The sequence below is a fragment of the Flavobacterium sp. genome (assembly GCF_031411595.1).
Taxonomy (GTDB): domain Bacteria; phylum Bacteroidota; class Bacteroidia; order Flavobacteriales; family Flavobacteriaceae; genus Flavobacterium.
In genome coordinates this window covers 55,722-70,835 of record NZ_JANOBI010000026.1, presented here as the reverse complement: position 1 = coordinate 70,835, position 15,114 = coordinate 55,722, and the positions used below count along the sequence as shown (strand labels likewise).

The 15,114-nt window shown below is 38.3% G+C and carries 11 protein-coding genes; 7 read left to right on the top strand and 4 right to left on the bottom strand.

Annotated features, from left to right (window positions below; all coding sequences use genetic code 11):
- Positions 1–77: 77 nt before the first annotated feature.
- The 7 genes from RMO03_RS05670 (at position 78) to RMO03_RS05640 (ending at position 12,115) form a co-directional block, all read left to right on the top strand.
- A complete protein-coding gene (locus RMO03_RS05670; protein ID WP_309641122.1) occupies positions 78–1,454 on the top strand; it encodes a glucoamylase family protein in 1,377 nt (458 codons plus the stop codon).
- A 29-nt stretch (positions 1,455–1,483) separates the two neighbouring features.
- A complete protein-coding gene (locus RMO03_RS05665; RefSeq protein WP_309641121.1) occupies positions 1,484–2,194 on the top strand; it encodes a prolyl oligopeptidase family serine peptidase in 711 nt (236 codons plus the stop codon).
- The gene (gene bglX / locus RMO03_RS05660) at positions 2,194–4,497 is read left to right on the top strand and encodes a beta-glucosidase BglX (RefSeq protein WP_309641120.1); all 2,304 of its coding nucleotides are present in this window, start codon (positions 2,194–2,196) and stop codon (positions 4,495–4,497) included. The genes RMO03_RS05665 and bglX overlap by 1 nt, the downstream gene beginning before the upstream one ends.
- 99 nt (positions 4,498–4,596) lie before the next feature.
- Positions 4,597–6,693: a glycoside hydrolase family 97 protein gene (locus RMO03_RS05655; RefSeq protein ID WP_309641119.1), complete on the top strand. Its 2,097-nt coding sequence runs from the start codon at positions 4,597–4,599 to the stop codon at positions 6,691–6,693.
- 7 nt (positions 6,694–6,700) lie between these two features.
- Entirely contained in the window at positions 6,701–8,521 is a 1,821-nt protein-coding gene (locus RMO03_RS05650) for a discoidin domain-containing protein (RefSeq protein ID WP_309641118.1), read from the top strand.
- 60 nt (positions 8,522–8,581) lie between these two features.
- Positions 8,582–10,237 (top strand): MFS transporter, encoded by a 1,656-nt coding sequence (locus RMO03_RS05645; RefSeq protein WP_309641117.1) that lies wholly within the window; start codon positions 8,582–8,584, stop codon positions 10,235–10,237.
- Positions 10,238–10,300: 63 nt separating this feature from the next.
- The gene (locus RMO03_RS05640; protein ID WP_309641116.1) at positions 10,301–12,115 is read left to right on the top strand and encodes a gliding motility-associated C-terminal domain-containing protein; all 1,815 of its coding nucleotides are present in this window, start codon (positions 10,301–10,303) and stop codon (positions 12,113–12,115) included.
- Positions 12,116–12,174: 59 nt separating this feature from the next.
- Here RMO03_RS05640 and RMO03_RS05635 read toward each other — a convergent pair whose 3' ends face one another.
- The 4 genes from RMO03_RS05635 to RMO03_RS05620 form a co-directional block, all read right to left on the bottom strand.
- Complete coding sequence (locus tag RMO03_RS05635; protein WP_309641115.1) at positions 12,175–12,675, bottom strand: hypothetical protein; 501 nt, start codon at positions 12,673–12,675, stop codon at positions 12,175–12,177.
- Between the two features lie 17 nt (positions 12,676–12,692).
- The gene (gene creD / locus RMO03_RS05630) at positions 12,693–14,039 is read right to left on the bottom strand and encodes a cell envelope integrity protein CreD (protein ID WP_309641114.1); all 1,347 of its coding nucleotides are present in this window, start codon (positions 14,037–14,039) and stop codon (positions 12,693–12,695) included.
- An 80-nt stretch (positions 14,040–14,119) separates the two neighbouring features.
- Positions 14,120–14,416, bottom strand: a complete 297-nt coding sequence (locus RMO03_RS05625) for a transcriptional regulator (RefSeq protein ID WP_309641113.1) — start codon at positions 14,414–14,416, stop codon at positions 14,120–14,122.
- A gap of 4 nt (positions 14,417–14,420) precedes the next feature.
- Complete coding sequence (locus tag RMO03_RS05620) at positions 14,421–15,029, bottom strand: hypothetical protein (protein WP_309641112.1); 609 nt, start codon at positions 15,027–15,029, stop codon at positions 14,421–14,423.
- Between the last annotated feature and the right edge of the window lie 85 nt (positions 15,030–15,114).

The window sequence follows — 15,114 nt, the reverse complement described above, 5'->3', positions numbered from 1 at the left end:
TTTCTTCTAAAAACACCTGACAGCGTCAGAAACTGTTAGGTGTTTTTTTTTATTTCAATCATCATCATATCACAACAATGAAAATCCTTCGTTACTTTGCTTTCTTTTTCTTACTAATGTCTTGTGCTTGCAATGATAATTCATCAGAAAATGCTGCTGAAGACGCACCTATAATAGATGAAAATCCGCCGCTGCTTGAAGAGGAATTATTAGATCAAGTCCAAAAAGATGCCTTAAAATATTTTGTGAATTACGCGCATGCGAATTCAAAATTAGCCAGAGAACGGTATCATGTTGATGATGTAGGTAATGACGCCAATATCATCACAACTGGCGGTTCCGGTTTCGGATTGATGTCGATTTTAGTCGGTATCGAACGAAATTTTATCCCAAGAACCGATGCTGTATCTCGCTTAACAACCGCATTAAATTTTCTAGAAAATGCCGACCGTTTTCACGGCGCATGGCCGCATTGGATGGATGGCAATACGGGTCATGTTATTCCATTTACAACCAAAGACAATGGTGGCGATTTAGTAGAAACTTCTTTCTTATGTCAAGGATTATTGTGTATTAGAGAATATTTTAAAAATGGAAATGCAGAAGAACAAGCGTTGGCTTTAAAAGCAGATACACTTTGGAAAGGGGTTGAATGGGATTGGTATACGCAAGGACAAAATGTTTTGTACTGGCATTGGTCGCCAAATTATGATTGGCAAATGAATTTAAAACTCGAAGGTTATAACGAATGTTTGATTACTTATGTTATGGCGAAGTGTTCTCCAACACATCCCATTTCTAATGCTTGTTACAACCAAGGTTGGGCAAGAAATGGTGCCATTGTAAATGCAAGTTCTTATTATGGATTCCCTGTTATACTCAATTATAATGGTGCTTCCGGAAAAGTGGGTCCAATGTTCTGGTCGCATTATTCTTATTTAGGACTCGATCCAAGAGGATTGACAGATCAATATGCGAATTATTGGACATTAACGCAAAACCATGCGAAAATAATGGTCGCCTATGCGGTGGCAAATCCATATCAGTATCTAGATTACAGCGACAAATGCTGGGGATTAACCGCAAGTTATACCAGAAATGCTGACGGTAGTGTTGGCTATACTGATCATAAACCTACCAATGATCGTGCTGTAATTTCACCAACTGCCGCTTTATCATCTTATCCTTATACGCCGGTTGAATCTTTGAAATTTCTGCGTTATTTATACGAAGAACACAAAGACAAATACGTTGGAATTATCGGCCCATATGATGCTTTTTCACCCAAGTTTAATTGGGTAACCAAACGTTATTTAGCCATCGATCAAGGCACAATTGTTCCCATGATTGAAAACCATAGAACAGGCATGTTGTGGAATTTGTTTATGAATGCACCTGAAATAGCACCGGGATTAGTCAATTTAGGATTTCATTCCACACAACACGGTTTTTAATAAGATAGATGCCTTCAACCTTATTTATTATGAAAAAAAGTATGCTCTTTCTTTTTCTAATGGCTTTCCATTTTTCGTTTTCACAATCTGATGTGAGCGGAATCATACAAGCCGATATTATTCAAAAAAGAGAATTGGGATACGCTTTGCATCTACCATCAAATAGTAAAGAGAAAAAACCATTAATTATTTTCCTTCATGGCGATGGAGAAAAAGGAACCGATATTGAAAAAGTAAAAATTCACGGTCCGTTCAGCTATTTAAAAACGCACACCATCGATGCTTATGTATTAGCACCGCAATGCCGAGAAAACGAATTGTGGAGTTCCGAAATTTTATTTCGATTGATTCAAAAAATTCAAAATGAATACAACATCGACGCCAATAAAATTTACCTCACCGGATTGAGTTCCGGCGGTTGGGCAACCTGGAATTTGGCAATGGATCATCCTGATTTATTTGCAGCATTAGTGCCAATAGCCAGTTTTGTAGATCTGCTTCAACTCGAAGAGATTTGCAAATTGAAGTCGATTCCGATTAAAATATTTCACGGCTTATTAGATGATGTCGTCAATGTCGATTATCCAATGACCGTGTACAAAGAATTAAAAAAATGTGATGCCAACGTCAAAATGACCATTTTCGATGATGCCAATCACAACAGTTGGACAAGAGTGTATGACAATCAGGAGATTTATGATTGGATGTTCCAACAAGTTAAAAAACCTAATGTAAAGTAATGAAAATCAAATTTTCCACCTCAATAGTTTGTGCTTTATTAGCAACAACATTGTCTTTGGCTCAAAAAAATAAAAAGGCATCAACACCAGTTTCGAAAGAAGTTTTTGTTTCAGAATTGATAGCGAAAATGACTTTAGACGAAAAAATTGGGCAGTTGAATTTGCCTACATCCGGCGATATCACTACCGGACAAGCCAATAGTTCTGATGTAGCCAAAAAAATTGTGCTAGGTCAAGTCGGTGGATTATTCAACATAAAAACCGCTGAAAAAATCAAGGAAGTTCAAAAGTTGGCAGTTGAGAAAAGTAGACTCAAAATCCCGCTATTATTCGGAATGGATGTCATTCACGGCTACGAAACCACTTTCCCAATTCCACTCGGATTGTCTTGCATTTGGGACATGAATCTGATTAAAAGAAGCGCACAAATTGCGGCTCAAGAAGCCAGTGCCGATGGCATCAACTGGACGTTTTCACCGATGGTTGATATTGCTCGTGACCCGCGTTGGGGCAGGGTTTCTGAAGGTTCAGGCGAAGATCCGTATTTGGGAAGTCAAATTGCAAAAGCGATGGTCACGGGCTATCAAGGCGACGATTTATCCAAAAGTAATACGATTATTGCTTGTGTAAAACACTTTGCGTTGTATGGCGCTCCCGAAGCAGGAAGAGAATACAACACTGTCGATATGAGTCATATCAAAATGTTTAACGATTATTTCCCACCTTACAAAGCGGCTATCGATGCCGGCGTCGGTTCTGTCATGGTATCATTCAACGAAATTGACGGCGTACCAGCCACAGGAAATAAATGGTTGCTAACCGATGTGCTCAGAAATCAATGGGGTTTCAAAGGTTTTGTAGTAAGCGATTACACAGGTGTCAGCGAAATGGTTGAACATGGGATTGGTGATTTACAATCAGTTTCCGCACAGGCTCTAAATGCTGGACTTGACATGGATATGGTATCTGAGGGATTTTTATCTACACTAAAAAAATCATACAACGAAGGCAAAGTTAGCTTAGCACAAATTGACAATGCAGTTCGATTGCTATTGAATGCCAAATACGATTTAGGCTTGTTCCAAGATCCATACAAATACTGCGATACCAACAGAGCCAAAACAGAAATATACACAAGTTCCAATAGGAGTGAAGCCCGAAAAATAGCTGCCCAGTCGTTAGTGTTATTGAAAAACACCAACCAATTGCTACCTTTAAAAAAGTCAGGAACCATAGCACTTATCGGGCCATTAGCCGATGCTAAAGAAAATATGGCGGGTACATGGAGTGTGGCTACCAAGCAAGATCAATCCATTTCATTATTGGTTGGAATTAAAGAAGTAGCGGGAACTTCCACAAAAGTATTATACGCCAAAGGCAGTAACTTAGATGATGATGCCGCTTTTGAAGAACGCGCCACGATGTTCGGAAAATCATTACACCGTGACAACAGAACCAAAGAAGCCTTGCTATCTGAAGCTTTAACCATCGCCAACCAATCCGATGTTATTGTAGCAGCTTTAGGTGAAGCCGCAGAAATGAGTGGAGAATGTAGTAGCAGAACCAATCTCGAAATTCCACAAACGCAAAAAGAACTATTGCAAGCATTACTTAAAACAGGAAAACCGGTTGTTTTGGTTTTATTCAACGGGCGACCACTAGTTTTAACGCAAGAAAATGCCACCGTTCCAGCTATTTTAAATACATGGTTTGCCGGAAGTGAAGCAGGTTACGCCATAGCCGATGTGTTGTTTGGTAATGAAAATCCATCAGGGAAACTAACAGCGACTTTCCCTAGAAGCGTAGGCCAAGTGCCGATTTATTATAGCTATAAAAACACTGGAAGGCCATTAGGAAATAAAGATGGTGTGTTCGAAAAATTCAAATCGAATTATATCGATGAAAGAAACGAACCGTTATTTCCATTCGGATTTGGACTCAGTTATACGTCGTTTGAATACAGTAACTTGAAATTGTCAGCCTCTAAAATCAATTTCAAAGAAACCCTAAAAATCGCTGTTGATGTGACCAATACCGGAAATTTCGATGGCAAAGAAGTGGTGCAATTATACACAAGAGATATAGTAGGCTCTGTGACAAGACCCGTAAAAGAACTAAAAGGATTCCAAAAAATAGCACTTAAAAAAGGCGAAAAGCAAACCGTAACCTTCGAGATTTCGGCGGAAGATTTAAAGTTTTATAATTCAAAACTGCAGCATGTCGCTGAAGCGGGTGAATTTGAAGTTTTTGTCGGAACCAATTCGAATGCGCCATTGAAAACAAAATTTGAGTTAGTAAATTAAGTTTTTGTTTATGTTCGAAAAACCCTTTGGTACTTGCCTGAGGGTTTTTTTTCAAAAAGTCAAAGCATAATTTTTATCTTTAGCAAAAAAATAATCCACATGAAAAAAGTAGTTTCCATATTCTTGCTGTTTTTCGCACTTTGCATCAATGCGCAAACCGTTCAATCGCCTTCCAAAACCATTAGTTTAGATTTTAAATTAGAATCAGGAAAACCAACTTACTCAGTAACTTATAAAAGTAAACCAGTAATTCTCCAAAGTTATCTTGGCGTGAAGTTGAAAAACGAAACCGATTTAGCCTCAAATTTCACTATCGAAGGTTCGAAAGCAACACCATTCAACGAAAGTTGGAAACCTGTTTTGGGTGAACAATCTAACATTAAAAACAACTACAACGAGCTAACGATTTCCTTAACGCAAACCGGAACCGGCAAAAAAATCAATATTATTTTCAGAGCTTTCGATGAAGGCGTGGCTTTCCGCTACGATTTTCCAAAGCAAAAGAATTTAAACTATTTTATCATTTCCGATGAAGTATCGCAATTCAACCTAACAGGAAATCACAAAGTTTTCTGGATTCCGGGCGACTTCGACAGCAATGAATACGAATACAATGAAACCTTATTTTCAAATATTGACACCAAAAAAATCAATCTCGATAATGGAATTGGAGTCAAAAGTATCGCCGGGCAATATACGGTTCAATCGCCGCTGATGATGAAATCAACTAGCAACATTTACCTCAATATATTTGAAGCTGCCGTAGTCAATTATCCTATAATGCATCTTGATGCTGATGTGGCCAATTATAAACTCACATCGCACTTGGTTCCGAATGCTATTGGTGATAAAGCCTATCTGCATGCACCTTGTGTTTCGCCTTGGAGAACGATTATGGTCAGCGATGATGCGCGTGATATCGTGAGCTCTAAAATGATTTTAAATCTCAATGATCCATCCAAAATCGATGATACTTCATGGATTAAACCGATGAAATATGTTGGTATTTGGTGGGAAATGCACGTCGGAAAATCCACTTGGGATTATGCGGGTTCTCAAAATGCACAAAACAACCAAACGGGCGAATTGATCGCATCAGGAAAACACGGTGCCACAACTGCCAACACCAAGCGCTACATCGACTTCGCCGCAAAAAATGGTTTCGACGGCGTATTGGTTGAAGGTTGGAATGTAGGTTGGGAAGACTGGTTCGGCAACTGGAAAGAAGAAGTATTCGATTTTACAACGCCTTATCCAGATTTTAATTTGAAGGAAGTCAATGATTACGCCAAATCAAAAGGCATCAAAATGATCATGCATAATGAGACTTCAGGTTCTGTAGCCAACTACGAAAGACACCTCGACCGCGCATTCGATTTGATGCAACGATACGGTTATCCTGCTGTTAAATCAGGTTATGTAGGGAAGATTATTCCACGTGGTGAATTTCATGACGGACAAACCATGGTCAACCATTTCAATTACGTAGCACGTCGTGCCGCCGATTATAAACTGATGGTCAACTCGCACGAAAGCTCACGCCCAACAGGTTACAGTAGAACTTATCCGAATTATATCGCAGCCGAAGCCGCTCGAGGTAATGAATTCAACGCTTGGAGCAACGGAAATCCACCGATGCACGAAACCATTTTACCATTCACAAGATTATTAGGAGGCCCAATGGATTACACGCCGGGAATCTTCGAAATCAAAATGAGCCTTTACGACAAAACCAAAACGGCCCAAGTGCACACGACTTTAGCAAAGCAATTGGCATTATACATCACGATGTATTCACCGCTACAAATGGCTGCCGATTTGCCTGAGAATTATGAGAAATATTCCGATGCATTTCAATTCATCAAAGACGTAGCTGTAGATTGGGATGACAGCAAATACCTCGAAGCCGAACCAGGCGATTACCTGACGATTGCCAGAAAAGCCAAAGGCTCTGAGAATTGGTTTGTTGGCGCTATTACTGATGAAAATCCACGAAATACAGAAATCAAACTTGACTTCCTTACGCCGGGCAAAAAATACAAAGCGATCATTTATCAAGACGGAAAAACGGCACATTGGAAAAACAACCCAATCAGTTACGAAATCAAAATGAGTGAAGTCACTTCTAAATCGAAACTCAAACTTGTGATGGCAGCGGGTGGTGGAACCGCTATTAGCATCATGCAGGTTAATTAATTTTTTTATGAGCTTAATCCTGCTATCCGATACAATCTTTTGCGCCGAACGCCGGCACAAAAGGATTTCCACTTCTATCAGGGCTATGGCTATGGTGTTCCTAATGACGTTTCATGCTGCGAACGCACAACAAAAAACCTATTGCAATCCCATCAACATCGATTACGGTTATTGCCCGATTCCCGATTTTGTAAAACAAGGAAAACACCGCGCGACTGCCGATCCTGTAATCACATTTTTCAAAGGCGAATATTATTTATTTTCCACTAACCAATGGGGTTATTGGCACAGCAAAGACATGCTCGATTGGAAATTTATTCCACGAAAGTTTCTGCGTCCAGAGCATCAAGTCTATGACGAATTGTGCGCTCCATCCTTGTCGTTTGTACATGATACTTTATTGGTCGTAGGTTCCACACAAGGAAAAGAATTCCCCATTTGGATGAGCACGAATCCTTCAAAAGACGATTGGAAAGAACTCGTGCACAAATCCGAAGCTGCCGCTTGGGATCCCTATATTTTTTGGGATAAGGAAAAAGATGAAGTTTATGAATACTACGGCTCAAGCAATTTATATCCGCTTTACGGTATGAAACTCAATCGCAAAACCTTTCAACCCGAAGGCGATCGTGTACCTGTTTTGGCCTTAAACGATGATGAGCACGGTTGGGAACGCTTCGGAGAAAACAACGACAATACATTTTTACAGCCGTTTACCGAAGGCGCATTCATGACGAAATACCACAACAAGTATTATCTTCAATACGGCGCTCCCGGAACAGAATTCAGCGGTTATGCTGATGGTGTTTATGTAGGAACCAATCCACTTGGCCCATTCGATTACCAATCTCACAATCCGTTTTCTTATAAACCCGGCGGATTTGCGCGTGGTGCCGGACATGGGGCAACCTATCAAGATGGTAATGACCAATATTGGCACGTTTCCACGATTGGAATCTGCACCAAAAACAATTTTGAAAGACGCATTGGAATTTGGCCAGCAGGCTTCGACAAAGACGATATATTATACAGTAGCACGGCTTATGGCGATTATCCAACCTATTTGCCTTCACAAAACAAAAACCACCTTAATGATAATTTCTCAGGCTGGATGCTGTTGAATTATAACAAACCCATTCAAGTTTCCTCAACGCTCGGTGGCTTTCAACCCAATTTAGCTGTCGATGAAGATATCAAAACCTATTGGTCAGCAAAGACTTCGAATCGAGGAGAAAATATCATTTCCGATTTGGGTGAAGTCAGCACCGTCAATGCGATTCAAATCAATTATGCCGATCAAGATGTTGAACTCATGGGAAAACCTGAAAAAACTAGTGGTCATCAATATATTATTTATGCCTCAAATGATGGGAAAAATTGGAAAGTCGCTGTCGATAAAAGTAAAAACCCGCAAGATGTGCCGCATGATTACATCGAATTGCAAAACCCAATTTCAACGCGATTTTTAAAACTAGAAAACCTCCACATGCCCACAGGGAAATTTGCAATCAGCGGTTTTAGGATTTTTGGAAAAGGCTCAGGTAACAAACCTAATCTGGTTCAGAATTTTGTGCCTTTGCGCTCCCCACCCAAAAGAAAAGGCGAGCGCAGAAACGTATGGATGAAGTGGCAACAAGAACCGAATGCTGATGGTTATGTCATTTATTTCGGAAAAGATCCTAGCAAATTATACGGTTCCATCATGGTGTATGGAAAGACAGAATATTATTTCAACGGCCTTGATAAATCGGATGTATATTATTTTCAAATCGAAGCTTTCAATAATAATGGCATCGGCCCAAAATCAGATGTTAAAAAATCGGAATAAAACATTTCCTTTTATATAAGATATTTACACTATTTTTAACCAAACTAACAAACCATCACTATGAACTCAAACCAAGTCAAAACCAATTACCCGGCGCTTTATACTTTGATTAGCGTATTTTTTTTCTGGGGATTTATTGCTGCCAGCAATGGCGTTTTCATTCCGTTTTGTAAAAGTTATTTCAATCTTGATCAATTTCAATCACAATTAATCGACTTTGCTTTTTATGGTGCGTATTATTTAGGAGCATTGGGATTGTATGTGTTTAGTTCACTTTCAGGAAAAGACATCGTTGGACTTTGGGGCTACAAAAAAAGCATCGTTTATGGTTTGCTGTTTTCTTTAATAGGTGCGGTACTGATGATACTCGCTGTTAATTTTGGTGGATTCACTGCCATACTTTTTGCTTTGTTCATAGTGGCTTTAGGTTTCTCTTTACAACAAACTGCGGCACAGCCTTTTGCGATTCTTCTTGGTGATCCTAAAACCGGAATCACGCGCGTCAATTTAGGTGGCGGAATCAATAGTTTTGGAACTATGATTGGACCTATTGTAGTGACTTTTGCTTTATTTGGCGTGGCTAGTGTAAGCGACGAACAAATCAAAAACCTAGGATTAAATACTGTAAGTTATTTATACGCAACCGTCGGCGGATTGTTTTTAATCTGTGCCTTAATCATTGGATTGTCGAAAAGCGTTCCGGCTGGAATCAATACTGAAAAAGTAGAAAAGAGCAATAAAGCCATGATCACATTGGCCATTATCACTTTATTATTGTTGGTGTGTTTTGCACCAATATTTGCGAGTTACTCGAATTTAAACCCTAATATGTCAGCCCTAGAATTAGAGGATTTAGAGCATTACAGAATGTATTGGTTGATCGGTGCATTGTTGGTTGTTGTAGTCGGATTGTTATTCGCCAATCAGAAAGCACAAAAGGCAAGCGAAGGATGGGGCGCGATGCAATATCCGCAATTGGTACTCGGAATGTTAGCTATTTTTACTTACGTTGGAGTAGAAGTAGCCATAGGAAGTAATTTAGGAGGTTTATTGAAAACACCGGAATTCGGCAGTCTTCAAGCGTCAGATATCGGCCCGTATATTTCAATGTATTGGGGAAGTTTGATGATTGGGCGTTGGGCCGGAGCGATTAGCGCCTTCAATTTTAAAAACGATACCAAAAAAATGCTACTGATTTTGATACCCATGGTAGCTTTTGGAATTATCCTCGCAGTCAATTTCATCACAGGAAAAGATATTACACCTTTATATTATTATATCATTTGCGTGTTCATTCAAATTGGCGCGACTTTTTTATCGAAAGACAAACCTGCAAGAACACTTTTAATTTTTTCAATTTTCGGAATTGCCGCTATGCTAATCGGTTTGTTTTCTAGCGGTATGATTGCGATTTATGCTTTCTTAGCCGGTGGTTTAGCATGCAGCATTATGTGGCCTGCGATATTCAGCTTAGCGATTATCGGTCTTGGAAAACATACGACACAAGGTTCAGCGTTTTTAATTATGATGATTTTGGGTGGTGGAATCATTCCTCCATTGCAAGGGAAATTATCAGATATTATAGGAATTCATCAATCTTATTTCATTCCAGTGCTTTGTTTTGTTTATTTAGCTTTGTTTGCGGTTGTAGTCAAAAGCATCTTGAAAAAACAAAATATTGATGTTGATGCGATTGAAACTGAAGCAAGTCATTAAACAATAATAAATCCAGCTATTTGGAAATAGTATCCATAACATTTACTCTTTAATTACTAATAGATGAGAAAAATATACTTATTACTTCTTTTGAACGGTTCATTCGCAATAGCTCAAAATGTTCCTCAAAAAGAAAAGCAGCATGCCGCAGCAGTTCCTCCAATAAAAACAATTTCGAATTCAAAGGATAGTCATCTGAATTCGTTTTTGAAAAATGAAATAGACGCAACAACCAATAACTCCTTATTAACTCCCGGGCAATGTGCAACTTCTGTTGTGCCTCCAGCGACTTTAAACGGAATTTTAGTTACCGAAACTTTTTCAGGCAGTGTCTTGATTTATCCGGATGCTTATTTTTCTTGTGGTAATGTAACGACTCCCGCAAATTCAAAATGGTTTGGAAGCAATGGTGCTTTTAGTTACACTATGAATTTCAGTCAACCTATTAATAATTTGATTATCGCATTGACCGCTACAGGTAATACATACAATGAAATATTTACTTTTACTACAAACGGAGGAACTCCAGCAATCACATCAAGCGCTTCTTGTTTTAGTTCAATTTCAGGTAATGTAATTACAAGCGGAGAGAACTCTAGTAGCAACGGCGGCGGCGGCGGAATATTTACGATTACAGCACCCAATAGTTTTACTTCACTAAACATATCAGGCCCCGGTGGTCAAAATGGTTCTTTGTTGTCGATATGCTCCAATTCCATTGAGCCCGTAAATTGTAATGTAGGATCTTTTTCACCATCGTTATCAGCAACAACATTACGCAATCTTTGTAATGTAAATTCAGTTAACTTAAATTCAATTACAGCCAGTAATACTCCTCAAATATCAGGCGTTTCTTTGGCTTGGTTTACCGGTGCAACACCTGCAGCTTCAAACCAATTAACTACTGCACAAGCGGCTGCACAACCAATAGGGCCAACTTATTATGCTGCATTTTATGACAGTGTCAACCAATGTTATAGTACAACAACTGCAGTAACAACGACACCGCTTTTGAATCAAATTCCGACATTCAATGCGATTGCTCCCATTTGTATAGGTACAGTTACAAATCCATTGGTGGCAACATCCAATAATGGCGTTCATGGGGTTTGGTCGCCGGCATTCAATAATTTGGCAACAACACTTTATACTTTTACACCCGATGCTGGTCAGTGCGCTTCGAATACTTCATTGACCATTCAAGTTTTGAATCAAATTCCAACATTCGATCTAATTGATCCGATTTGTTCTGGTGATGTTTTGAATCCATTGTTGGCAACTTCCAATAATGGTATTCTTGGTGTTTGGTCGCCGGCATTCAATAATACAACAACAACGCTTTACACTTTTACACCCAATGCAGGTCAGTGTTCTTCGAATACTTCATTAACCATTGCGGTCAATCCAAAACCACAAATTACGATAACAGCAGGTTGTAATGGAAAGTTTTTCGAATTGACAGCGCATGCAGATATTGAAAACACTTCCTTTCTTTGGTATGATGTCAATGATGTTTTGTTGGGCAATCTGCCAACACAAACGATAGCCACACCAGGAATCTATCATGTTGTAGGTACCGCCGATTCTTGTAAAGGAACCGCAATGCAAGAAACTACATCAGTTTATTGTGATATTCCCAAAGGTATTTCTCCGAATGACGATGGATGGAATGAATTTTTTGAATTGAGTAATTTGAATGTAAAATCACTCGAAGTGTTCAATCGATATGGCACAAAAGTATACAACAAAAACAACTATAAAAACGAATGGAAAGGCGAAGCCAATAATGGGCAGGAGCTTCCCGATGGCGTTTACTATTATGTGATTGATTTTGAAAATGCCAAATCAAAAACAGGTTGGGTATACATCAATAGATAAAATTTTAAAATAAAAACCCCGATATTGTAAGTATCGGGGTTTTGTTTTTTATACATTTTTTAATCACCTACTTTTTCAAAAATAAGATTCTCATTACTGTTTGGATTAATGTTAGTAATAAACTTAAGTTTAAAATCAATGAAACCCTTATCTATTTTTGCTACAGTACCATGGCTGTCAGATCGAAACCAAATTTCATTATCAAATGCAGTGTATTTTCCTTTTTCGGATGCGCCATGATTTGCAAGGAATGTTTTCTCAAAGGTGCCATTTTCATATAAATGTAAAGTTGCTTTCCCATTTTTAGAGGCGCTCGAATTCGTCAGTTCATAATGACCAATCAAATCTTGTTTATTGGGTTTTATTGCTAGTTTCCAGATGGCATGATGTATTAGTATCGAAGAAACAAGAACGAATGGAACCATAAAAAACCGGAATCCAAGCCGTATGCGTTTTTTATTTTGCCAAAAGAATCCTGCAAGCATCAATATTGGACCAGCGATGAGCAGAAATACGAGAATTATTAGGATTATAAGTTGTAGTATGATAAGTATCCACATTTGATTATTGATTTTTATTATTTACTCCAATCAATCGTTCTCGAAAAATACATCACGGCACCCAAAATCATAAACAATCCAATGCTTCCCACCATCAAAGCATAGTTTTCAAGTTGAATGATAATGTAGATGAAACTGTATAAGACCGACAATGACGCTCCAATAAAAGCAGGAAATTTTCTATTCTTCAATATCGTAATCGAATACAAAGCAATCATCATCACGACAGCAATCGCAGCAATTATATACGCCATCGTAAAACTACTGTGTTCGGTAATCGAAATCAACAAAGTATAAAACATAATCAAAGCCAATCCAATCATCGAATATTGAAAAATGTGAATGTTGATTTTGCTAATCGATTGTATCAAAAAGAAAATCAAAAACGTCAATCCAATCACTAAAAATCCATATTTCGAAGCGCGTTCATTCTGTTGGTATTGATCTACGGGAATTACAAAATCAACCCCAAAAGCATATTGACTCAAATTCGGTAATGTATCAAAAACCTGTTGTGTAAATGCTCGATTGATGTGCAGAATTTTCCAATTCGCAGTGAAACCATTCGCTGTGATTTTTTTGGTTTTATCATCGGGTAGAAAATTTCCGGTAAAACTAGGTGAAGCCCAATTCGACTGCATTTGAACTTGCGTAGTTTTTCCAATAGGAACCATTTTGATTTGCTTGCTGCCGTTGTAGGTAATGTCGAAATTGAAATGCGCACCGCTGGCCAATTGTTTTTTCAAATCGATGTAACCCGTTTCGAGCGATTCTGTGCTGTCTTTCGAATTGCTGCTATACACGGGTTCGAAAGTAAAATCACTGTTTCCAAAACGGATTTTGACTTCATTTTTGATGCTTTTCAAATTCGTGGTTTGAATCAGAATCGTCGCTTTATCCCATTGGATGTTTTCATCGGCAATTTCGCGACTGCTGAAATCGGGCTCGATGTAAGTTCCGTTGAATTTCATCGCGTTACTGAATACCGCCGATTCGTAGTTGTTGCGATTCAATACTTTGGTTGTAACATGGGCGGTCGATTGCAACGTATCAGGAAAGAAATATGCATAACTCGTATGCGCTATTTTCTCTTTGACACTTTCTTTAGTTTTCTCGTTGATGGAAACGGATTCTTCAAAATAGGTGTAAGGTATTTTTAAAATGGGCCCGCAGAAATACACACTTTGTCCCCATTTGTCATTGATTTCTGAAGTGACTTCTTCCTGACGTTGTGAGCGTTCTGAAATTAAATTTTTTACGAATTCAAGTGGAATCAGTAAGGCGAGTGTGAGTACTCCGACCAAAATCATTTTTGCTGTTGTTGTTTGAAAAATTGATTGTGTTTGATTTTCTGGTGTTTCCATTGTTGTTTTTGATTTTAGATTAATATGAATTTTGAATTAAAAGTACTTTGTATTTCAAAGTAATTGATTAAAAAAATAGACTAACTTTTTTGGATTAATTTTTCCAACGCTTCGATATGTTCCTGGAATGCTTTCCTGCCCAATGCAGTAATACTGTATTTGGTATTGGGTTTTTTAGCGATGAATTGTTTCTCGACACTAATATAACTTTCAAGTTCCAAAGCCTTGATATGCGACGCAAGATTACCGTCCGTAACGCCCAAAAGTTCTTTCAGCGTATTGAAGTCGGCGTTTTCATTGACCATCAAAACCGACATCATACCCAAACGTATTCTGTGGTCGAAAGCCTTGTTGATATTTTTGATGATGTCTTTCAAAATATTATTTTCTATCGTATTTGAAATACATTACGGAACCATACACAATGTGACATACACCAAAACCTAAAATCCAAAAATACAATCCATAACCTGAAAACGCAACGGCTATCAATCCTAAAATGATTTCGGTAATGCCCAAATAGCGGACATCTCTCAAAGTATATTTACTCGCATTGACACAAGCCAATCCGTAAAAAATTAAAGTTATCGGTGCGATCAAACCGTAAGTGCCTTGTTTCAATAACAATATCGCGAAGATGCCACCGGTAAATAATGGAATGAAAAAATTGACCAATAATCTTCTAGACGAAGCATTCCAAACCGTTTCTCCGATTTTTTTTGCTTTTCGTGCCGTCATTAAATAGGCAGTTCCTAAAGATAAAAGTAGCACGATGGCTGCAGTAAGAAGGATTTGTTTGAAGGTTGTACTTTCTAATGTAATGAATTCTGCATTATCGTTTGCAATCAATTCGTTGACTATGGCTGCTCCAATCAAAGCGTAAAAACCGGCCAATACTCCTGAAAGTCCACTAAGGGAAATAAATTGTGTCGATTGCGACATCATGTTTTTGATTTCCTGAATGTCTTTTAAATAATCTTTTGTCTCCATATAAAGTACTTTGAAAAACAAAGTAAATTAATTTCATTCGAATAAAAAAATAAAATCTCACTTTTTTTCAAAATGAATAAAATGT